This window comes from Rubrivivax albus (genome assembly GCF_004016515.1).
GTDB classification, from domain to species: Bacteria; Pseudomonadota; Gammaproteobacteria; order Burkholderiales; family Burkholderiaceae_C; genus Rubrivivax; species Rubrivivax albus.
This window is the reverse complement of the sequence record NZ_SACT01000019.1, coordinates 1-8,050: the sequence shown is the minus strand read 5'-3', so window position 1 is coordinate 8,050 and position 8,050 is coordinate 1. Positions and strand designations below refer to the sequence as shown.

Sequence of the window (8,050 nt, the reverse complement as noted above, 5' to 3'; positions counted from 1 at the left end):
TTAGTTTGGAGATGTCGCAGTTCACTGTTGACGTGATCGAGAAGCTCTCGCACTTGCTCAGCTTCAAGCCCACCTATGCGTCCAGTTGCCGTCACTACCTGAGCATCCTCGACTAATATTTCCCGGTAACGACTGGGTTCAAAGCCTGGCGCCTTGAAGAGCAGAACATTTTCGTACTTCGTTTTTCCCAATACATCGTAATCACCAAGAAACCCTGATCGAGTCATTCCGTTTGAAGCACAGCCAGATAAGGTTGCCGTGAGGCCTGCCAGCAGCACAAAATGGATTAATGAAATAGGGCGTTTCATATATATTTTCATTTATCCCATTTTCAGACAGACGATGCCAGCAACAACCAGCGCAATTCCAACCCAACGTATCAAGGAGGCGGTATCGCCGAACACATACACGCCCACGAAAAACGCGCCCAGCGAACCGATGCCGGTCCAGACCGCATAAGCTGTTCCTATGGGGATCTGTTTAAGAGATAACCATAGGAAAAAGCCGCTGGCTGCCATACAGGCAACTGCAATCGCCGGCCCCACGTAGCGCATCGCTGCATTGGCCGCACCCATCTTGAGGCCTAGTGGCCAACCGATTTCGAACAGGCCGGCAATCAGTAGAACCAACCATGGATTCCATGACAACGGGTTCATATATTTCTCCAAATCTATTCAGTGAAAATTGATTATCAAAGCATCAAAGCATCAAAGAATAGGCAGTAGGCGGTCAATTCGCTCTGCTTCTGATTTCTTCTTAAACTCTCTGATGGCGAGAATCTGTCTCCCCGATCTCTCCGGCCACGAGAGAGATCGGGGGAAGCGTGTGGACAGTTACGCTGAGGGATCAGACCGGTTGCACTGGTTGTTGTACCGCCTCGTGACTCCGTTTGCTGCCCGGCCACTTCATTCCGAACAGCACCTCGTAGAGCAACGGAATCAGGCCAAGCGTCACGAGCGTGCCAAGTGCGAGACCACCGATCATGCCGATGGCCATGCCCTTCCACAGCGGCCCCGCAAACAACATCAGGGGCACGAGACCCGCGATACAGGTCACCTTGGTCATCACGATTGGACGCAGCCGCTGCATCGCAGCTCCCACCAGGGCTTCATGTCGGGCGAGACCTTCCGAGAGGCCGTGTTCAATTTGTTCGAGCAGAAGAACGGCGTTGTTGACGATGATTCCGAACAGCGCAAGCACCCCGAATGTCGCCATGAAGCTGAAAGGAGTGCCTGTTGCCTTCAGTGCAATCACGACCCCAATCAACGTGAAGGGAATCGTTGCGAGAATCACGATCAGCTTGCGGAAGGAGTTGAACTGCCAGATGAATAGCAGCAACATCGCCAGAAGAGCGAACGGCATGTAGTGCGTGAGCGATGCATTCGATTCAGCCGATTCCTCAATTTCTCCACCAAGCTCTATGGCATAGCCTGCAGGTAGTTCAATTGCGGCGATCCGAGGTGCGAGGTGATCCACGATCTCTTGCGCGGTGTATGCGGTGTTCTGCCCCTGAACTGTGACTGTACGAATGAGATTGCGGCGCTGGATCACAGACGGCTCGCTAGCGAGCGTGACATCGGCCACTTGCGCCAGGGAAACCGGCTGGCCACCCGACGCTGGATAGATGGTCGTCGAACCAACGTCCGCAGTGCTGCGCCGATCATTGGACGTCCCGCGCATCACGATTGGCACGCTGGTATCGCCATCTCGGATCACAGAGATCGACTGGCCGATGTAGCGGGTGCCAAGCCAGGCAGCTATGTCGTCGGTGGTGACGCCAGCACGTCGCGCACGATCTTGATCGACCCGAACATCGAGACGGCCGACACGGGTATCCCAGTTGTTCTTGATGTTGGCCGTACCTGGCAGCTCCCGTAGCGCGGACTCAATTTTCGCCGCCGCATTCATCAGCACCTCATGATCCGGCCCACTGACCCGGTAGACGGCTGTGCCGGCTTCGGTAGTGCCTAGCGAGAACCGCTGAGGCTCTGCGCGTACATCTCCATGATGCTGCGCGAAGTAAGCCCGAGTTCGGGCAATCACGACGTCAATGTTGGTGCCTGCCTTGACCGTCACGACAAAGTACGCGATGTTCGATGCTGGCAATGGGGGATTGAGCCCAAGGATGAAGCGCGGCCCACCGTCAGCGACGTAGCCAATGTGATCCGTGATTTCGGGGTTGATTTCTTGATCACCGAGCCAGCCGCTCACTTCCTTCACTTTGGCAAGAGTGAGCCGTGAATCCGTTCCAGGGGCGAGCTGCACCGGTATTTGGAATTGAACTCGGTCGGACTTCGGCAAGAAGTCGTATGGCAGTGTCGTGAATCCGTACAGAGCTACGGCCAATGCACCCGTCATCACACCAACGTAGATCGCCTTGTGGTCAAGCACCCACTCAAGCAACTTGCGATAGCCGCGATAGAAGCGTGTGTTGTAGGTTTGCGCGTCATTCGCCGGTTGATGATGCACTTTGGTGAAGTGGTAGCACAGCAGTGGAGTGACGGTCAGACACAACAGCCAAGATCCGAGTAACGTGAGCGCGAGGACAATGACGAGAGAGCGCAGATACTCACTCGTCGCACTCTGGCCGAAGAAGAACGGGGAGAAGGCGATGACGATAACCAATGAGGACGTCAGCAGCGGCAGTGCGAGGGTACGACCCGCTTCGAGACAAGCCTGTTTGCGGTCTTCACCGGCTGCCAAGCGCCGTTCAATGTCTTCGGCAATCACGATGCCGTTGTCTACCAAGAGCCCCAAAGCGATGATGATGGCTGCCATCGAAACACTTTGCAGCTCGATGTTCAGCGCGCGCATCACGATCAGTGCCCCCAGAATGGTAAGCGGCACGATCATCCCGACGATGAATCCTGTGCGCCATCCCAGGAAAAGGACGACGACGCCGAGCACGATGACAATCGTTTCGATCATCACCTGGTTCATCTTGCCCATTTCACGTTTGACGACGTCTGCCTGGAATGTCACATAGGAGAGCTCGAAACCTGCGGGCAGAAGTTTCTCAAGCTCGGCCACACGGGATTTGAGGGCTACGCCGAATTGCTCCACGTTCTGGCCCGAGGTCATGGACACTGCCATCACTACGGCAGGCTGGCCCTTATAGACTGCAGCAGACTCGGGAGGATCTGCAGGTTGTACCTGCACGCGCGCAAGCTCTCCCAGTGAGATTGAAGGAGCAGGCGAAGCACCGCGCGCACCCTGAGCTTGCGCCATCATGATCGGCAACGCGCGCAGCGAAGCGGCGTCGCGAACCTCTCCACTAACAGCCAGCGAAGCGTTGATGCCACCGATGGCGATTTGCCCGCCTGAAAGCACGACGTTTTGTTTAACGAGTTGATCGATCACCCCTTGTGGGGTCAATCCAAGCTGGGCTAGTTTTGGTCGATCAAATTCGAGATAGACGCGCTCTTCCTGCAAGCCGTAGAAGCTGATGCGATCAACGCCGGGAAGCGCGTATAGGCGATCGCGCATCTCTTTCAACGACACACGCATTTCGCCCATGGAGTAGCCCGGCGCGGTCACCGCAATGGAGGCCACGGCAACACGGCCGAAGTCGTCGTTGACAAATGGCCCCAACGTACCCTGTGGAAGCAGAGGCTGAGCATCGGCAACCTTCGCGCGAACGCGCTGCCATATGGGGGCTAGGTCGGTGTACCGCTCCCAGATCGTGACCTGTATGACGGCCCCTCCCGCGCGAACGGTTGTGGTTACACGCTTGACCTCGGCCAGCTCCCGCAAACGCTCCTCGATCGGACGCGCGATCAACTGCTCAACACGTTCGGCTGGCATGCCAGGGTTCAGAACGGCAACAACCGCATCTCGAATCGTGACCGATGGCTCTTCCTGCGAAGGGAAATTGAGAAACGTGGCAATGCCGGCAACAAGAATGATGACCGCGGCAAGGTAGGTGAGTCTGCTGGCGCGCAGCGCCATTTCTGTGATCTTCATAGCGAAGTCTTCCTGTAGCGGGTCAGCGTCCGGCCAATTGGGTCGTGGCCTTGAGTGGGGTGACTTGTTGCTCGTTCGTCAGCCAACTCGCGCCAGCCGCGACTACCATCTCGCCGCGCTTCAGGCCGCCCACAACGCGAACGTTGTCGCCGCCTGGCTCGCTCTGGAATTGCACTTCCCGGCGGTGCACCTTCTTTCCGGTCACGTCATATACAAACACTGCGGCTTGTCCTGCTTTCTCACTGAGCACCAGTGCCGAATAGGGAAGCATCAGACGATCTGGTGAGGCATCCTTCGCTTCCGGTGCCTTCAGCAATACTTGAACGGCAGACCCGGGTCGAAGACTGCGCGCAAGAGTAGCATCTTGAGGAACGAGCACGACAGGTAAAAGTGAGCCATTTTCAGCACGCAAGCCGATGCGTTGTACCGAAGCACGAACGGGACTTGCTGACTCGCTCAGGCGCAGTTCGGCGACCTGCCCAATTTTGATATTTGCCGCCTGGGTCGTCGATGCAGTCGCAAGGACTTCTACGCCGCTGCGTAGTCCATCCACTTGAAGCACCGGCGCTCCGGCTGCAATATCTGTGAACGGCAGAGCGAGTTTCTCCGCGACGACGCCGTCGAATGGCGCATGAATGGCGGCCCCCCTTCGCGCACGCTCGGCAAGGCCGAATGCGGCCTTTGCATTGCGCACCTGGGCTTCAGCTGCAACCAACTGTGCTTTCACACTCTCGAATGCAGCCGGGGAGATTACGTTGCCCTCAAGCAGCCCCCTTTGCTGCGTTGTCTGCACGATTCTGTCTGCCAATGCGGCTTCCGCAGCAGCGAGTGTCGCCCGAGCCTGTTCTAGGCGGAGTTGCTCGGGCTGAACATCCAACTCAGCCAGAAGCTGTCCGCGAGAGAAGCGATCTCCCACGTCCACATGAAGCTTGCTGATACGCCCGCCAGTCTCGAACCCCAAGGTACTCCGCTCACTGGAGCGAGCTAGACCACTCAATTCAATGCGATTGGCCACAGAACCTACATCCCCCACCGTGAGCAGCTTGACCGCTCGCGGTGGATCGGAAGCAGGCTCCTTCTGACTACCACAGCCGGCAAGCGATGCGAGCAGAACAAACGCGAGGCCGACTTTCTGCATTTGCCAGGACTGGGATTTAAAGGGAGTGCAAGACACGGGAAGGCCTTTCATCAGCGTTTATCAATAGGGGTGAGTTCCAGTTCGCCGCGGGCGAGCGCCTGGAGGGTGTGCATGAGTCGAGAAAGGTCTTCGGCAGCAAACGTCGGAAAACCCATCATTTCGGCGAGGAAGACTCCGTCCAAGGCAAATAGAACGATTCCGGCGATATCGGTGCCGCGTGGAGATTTGCTCGCGTTCTCGTACTGCCTGCGGTACCAGCCGCGCACAGGCTCAAGCAGCGTGGGGTCTTCAGCCACGGCCGCCAGCAATGCAGCGCTCATCTTTTGCATCCCGCCGTCAGGCATAGCCGAGACCTGGCTGGATAGCCAAGGGTCTGGATCGCCGACGAATGGCAGCTCTCGCTCTTCCTGCCCGCCATCAAACGCCGAGACCTGGTCATCAATCATCGTGAGGAGCAGATCGCGCTTGGTCTTGAAGTGGTACAGGAACGCACCTTTGCAAATTCCTGCCCGTGCAACGACCGCGTCAAGCGTTAGGTGCCCGGCACCTCCCTCCATGACTACGTCACGCGCAGCTTGAAGGATGCGCTCCCGTGTTTGTTGCGCTTTCTTAGAGATGGAGGGGGCTTCAGCGCCGTTGTCCGCCGAATGCGACTCCTCTGGGCTTGATTTCATACGAGTTGCCATGGTGAAACTCCAAAGATGCTTGATTTTTGAACCGGCTGGACGGTATAGTACACGCCATGAACTATGCCCGTCAAGACGGCCTCCTCAATTCACAACCTAGTGGCTCAACATGTCCGATCCCTACGCCCGCCGCGGCCTTACTGCTGTTGCATTCCTATCGATCACGCTTCTCGCCGCGTGCAGCCACTCGCCTCACAGGGTGGAGACATCACGCGTTGAGGTTCCGGCCAAATTCATGAACGAAGCGGGTCTGGCTGTGCAGCAGGTGCCAGCACAAGCACTCCCGGCCGAGTGGTGGACGGCGTACGGTGATCCGCTGATTGACGCGCTGGTGCGCAACGCGCTGGAGCACAACACCGATCTCGCTATTGCAAGAGCGCGGATTGATGAAGCTGTGGCGATCACCCGACGTACACGCGCTTCAATGTTCCCTAGCTTGGCGCTCACGCCCCAAGCAACGCGCGCGCGCGACTTTTCTTTGGCACCGACCATCAGCAGCGATGCCAGGCTTCCGCTGTCGGCTTCATGGGAAGTTGATCTAGCGGGCCGCCTCTCGCATGCCGCTGATGGCGCACGGATGGACGCAGTTGCTGTCGAACAGAACTGGTTCGCGACACGTTGGCAGATCGCCTTTGAGACAGTGTCCGCTGCACTGCAGCAGCGGCAGGCGGCAGAGCTGGAAGATCTGGCAAAAGAGCGACTTCAAGTCGCCGAGCGCCTTGAGCGTCTGACAGAGCAGAAGTTCAAGGCAGGTCAAGCTACGGGCTTTGACATTGAACGCACGCGTTCCGAGGTCATCGCCCTCCGGGTGGAGCAAGAGCAGTTGCGACGCGTACGCGGCGAAGCAACGCATGCCTTGGATGTGCTCGTTGGCCGGATTCCGGGGGCGCTTGGCAGCGGTCCTGCGCTTGCCTCTCTCACCATGCCCGATTGGACTCCCAGAAGCGTGCCAGGCGAATTGCTGCAGCAGCGCCCCGACGTCAGAGCCGCGCAGGCGCGTCTTGCAGCGGCGACGGCGCGATGGAACGCAGCAGAAGGCGAGCGGTTCCCCAAACTTGTGCTCGATTTGAGTGGTGGGCGCCAACGCTTCGAGAACAACGGAACACGTGTGGCAGGGAACATTTTCTCTCTGGGCTTGGGTGTGACGCTTCCGATCTTTGACGGTGGAGCAATACAAGCGGGAATCGACGAGGGCTCAGCACGCAGTCGCGGCGCACAGGCTGACCTGGAACGCACGGTTTTGCTTGCGCTTCAGGATGTGGAGAACGCTTATCTGGGCTGGCAGACCCAGCGGACTTCTCTGCAGCATCAGGTCGATGGTCTTGTCGTCGCTGATCGACTCCTTGACCGCAGTCGACGCCTCTTTGAGGCGGGACAGGTGGATGCGACCGTTGTTGCAGAAGCGGAGCGTGGCACCTTGTCCCAGCGAGCGGCTCTGGTCCGTGCTCGCGCCGACGCAGCCGTGCAATGGGGTGTTCTCGCTAAAGCGCTTTCTGGTTCGCCAGAGCATGTGAATCTGCAATCTTCACCCTGAGTCCTTGAGTTGGAAGAACGCAGCATGGCAGCGAGTTTTAAATACTGAATAGATCGACGATTAGTAGGGGACGCATGGAAATTCGACATCTACGTTGTTTTATGGCGCTCGCCGAGGAACTTCACTTCGCTCGCGCCGCTGCGAAACTGCATATTGAGCAGTCCCCACTGTCTCGCACGATCAAAGAACTCGAAGAGGAGTTAGGAGCACAGCTCTTTATTCGGAACACGAGAAGCACGCGTTTGACACGAGCTGGGTTGATGCTCATGGAGCACGCACCTCGGGTGTTCGCATCCTTGCAACAGGCGCGGGACTGCGTGAAGGCAGCAAAAAATGGCTTTCATGGACAACTCCGCGTCGCCTTGTCAGACGGCGCAACACTACTGTGCTTACCAGCCCTATTGGCGTTGTGTCGCGAGGAGGAGCCCGAGGTTGAGATTCGCTTTTTTGAGGTGCCACTATCCCAACAAATCAAAGGATTGCACGACGACCTGTATGACGTCGGCTTTGCACAGTCCGACGACGTAGGTGATGGAATCGTCGCACTTCCCGCGTGGACTGACACGCTTATGGTGGCGCTGCCAGCTCGGCATCCGTTGCTGGCTCTTAAGCGAATTCCATTGGATGAACTGCTGCGCTACCCGCTAGTGCTATCTGATCCTCAAGTGTGCGAGGGCCACGCCAAGCACATTGAGCGAGTACTTAGCCGGGCTGAAATGCAGCCTCTAG

At 57.6% G+C, this 8,050-nt stretch carries 7 protein-coding genes; 2 read left to right on the top strand and 5 right to left on the bottom strand.

Features of this window, described 5'->3' with window-relative positions; all coding sequences use genetic code 11:
* From ENE75_RS24285 to ENE75_RS25550, 5 genes are all read right to left on the bottom strand, one after another.
* Nucleotides 1-308, bottom strand: a 308-nt coding sequence (locus tag ENE75_RS24285; RefSeq protein ID WP_128201627.1) for a DUF3313 domain-containing protein, incomplete at its 3' end; no start/stop codon positions are given.
* Nucleotides 309-320: 12 nt separating this feature from the next.
* The gene (locus ENE75_RS24280) at nt 321-656 is read right to left on the bottom strand and encodes a DMT family transporter (RefSeq protein ID WP_004883073.1); all 336 of its coding nucleotides are present in this window, start codon (nt 654-656) and stop codon (nt 321-323) included.
* A gap of 190 nt (nt 657-846) precedes the next feature.
* Nucleotides 847-3,963, bottom strand: coding sequence for an efflux RND transporter permease subunit (locus ENE75_RS24275; protein ID WP_004883075.1), 3,117 nt, complete (start codon nt 3,961-3,963; stop codon nt 847-849).
* A 22-nt stretch (nt 3,964-3,985) separates the two neighbouring features.
* Nucleotides 3,986-5,152 carry an efflux RND transporter periplasmic adaptor subunit gene (locus tag ENE75_RS24270; RefSeq protein ID WP_128201625.1) on the bottom strand — a complete coding sequence of 389 codons (1,167 nt, stop codon included), beginning with the start codon at nt 5,150-5,152 and terminating at the stop codon, nt 3,986-3,988.
* Complete coding sequence (locus ENE75_RS25550; protein WP_004883078.1) at nt 5,152-5,787, bottom strand: TetR/AcrR family transcriptional regulator; 636 nt, start codon at nt 5,785-5,787, stop codon at nt 5,152-5,154. The genes ENE75_RS24270 and ENE75_RS25550 overlap by 1 nt, the downstream gene beginning before the upstream one ends.
* A 109-nt stretch (nt 5,788-5,896) precedes the next feature.
* On the opposite strand from ENE75_RS25550, the gene ENE75_RS24260 reads away from it, so the two are divergent.
* Nucleotides 5,897-7,321 (top strand): efflux transporter outer membrane subunit, encoded by a 1,425-nt coding sequence (locus tag ENE75_RS24260; protein ID WP_028699135.1) that lies wholly within the window; start codon nt 5,897-5,899, stop codon nt 7,319-7,321.
* Nucleotides 7,322-7,395: 74 nt separating this feature from the next.
* Nucleotides 7,396-8,050: LysR family transcriptional regulator (locus ENE75_RS24255; protein WP_128201623.1), on the top strand; the 655-nt coding region annotated here is incomplete at its 3' end.

Excerpts from the sequence above, each read along its gene's own strand:
- ENE75_RS24260 (WP_028699135.1), top strand. The coding sequence starts at position 5,897 with ATGTCCGATCCCTACGCCCGCCGCGGCCTTACTGCTGTTGCATTCCTA.
- ENE75_RS24270 (WP_128201625.1), bottom strand. The coding sequence starts at position 5,152 with ATGAAAGGCCTTCCCGTGTCTTGCACTCCCTTTAAATCCCAGTCCTGG.
- ENE75_RS24275 (WP_004883075.1), bottom strand. The coding sequence starts at position 3,963 with ATGAAGATCACAGAAATGGCGCTGCGCGCCAGCAGACTCACCTACCTT.
- ENE75_RS24280 (WP_004883073.1), bottom strand. The coding sequence starts at position 656 with ATGAACCCGTTGTCATGGAATCCATGGTTGGTTCTACTGATTGCCGGC.
- ENE75_RS25550 (WP_004883078.1), bottom strand. The coding sequence starts at position 5,787 with ATGGCAACTCGTATGAAATCAAGCCCAGAGGAGTCGCATTCGGCGGAC.